Below are 755 nucleotides of genomic sequence, written 5' to 3' on the forward strand. Positions count from 1 at the left end.
CCATCAGAGATGTGTATAAGAGACAGGTCCCGCACGCCTCACAGAACCGGTACTGGTCCGGGTTCTCCGTACTGGCGTATCCGGGGTGGTCGGGGTGCTCCGAGTGGCCGCGACAGACACGCCGGAGTCCACGCTTCCCGGTCCACGGGATTTCAACGAGCACACGGGGTGCGTCGGGGGCGCCACAGAGCACGCACTGGTCTTCGTCGAGGTGGGCGCGCACGTCGTCGGCGCCGCGTTCGGCGCCGGGCTGGTCGATACGGACGCGTGGGAGCGGGCGGGACGGCGTCGAGGCGTTCTCGGTGCTCATATCTCCCCCTCGCGACGTTGCGCGGCGGCGTCGGCGAGCCGTTCGGTCTTTCGGTGGGCGACTTCGCTGACGGTCTTCGTGTGCGAGTAGCCGTTCGAGAACGCCCGCTCGTCCCACACGAACCAGCCGTCCTGATTCTCGCAGTCGACGATCGTCGTCCCGAAGCAGCCCTTCGGCAGCGACTCGACCGCCGGCGCGTGGACGTACCCACGGTAGTAGGTCTCGGACTCGCCGATCCGCTCCGGGCCGTGGTGTCGGCCGAGGACGATATACTCCGTCACCCGCGTGAGGAGGCAGAAACAGCCCTTCCGGTCCCACGTCGACTCGATGACGTAGTCGAGGACGCGACCGTCGCGATCGCATTCGACGCGCCACCCGGCGATCGGGCCGTCGGCGTCCCAGTTCCCGGTGTCGAGGTTCGTCGACGGCGGACTGAGGAGCGGGT

At 68.1% G+C, this 755-nt stretch carries 2 protein-coding genes; both read right to left on the minus strand.

From position 1 onward, the window contains the following. On the minus strand, nucleotides 1-310 hold a 310-nt coding region (locus C471_RS08400; protein WP_004048144.1), incomplete at its 3' end, for a hypothetical protein. Then, nucleotides 307-755: hypothetical protein (locus tag C471_RS08405; RefSeq protein ID WP_004048146.1), on the minus strand; the 449-nt coding region annotated here is incomplete at its 5' end. The genes C471_RS08405 and C471_RS08400, both read right to left, overlap by 4 nt.

It is taken from the genome of Halorubrum saccharovorum DSM 1137, from assembly GCF_000337915.1.
Taxonomy (GTDB): Archaea; Halobacteriota; Halobacteria; order Halobacteriales; family Haloferacaceae; genus Halorubrum; species Halorubrum saccharovorum.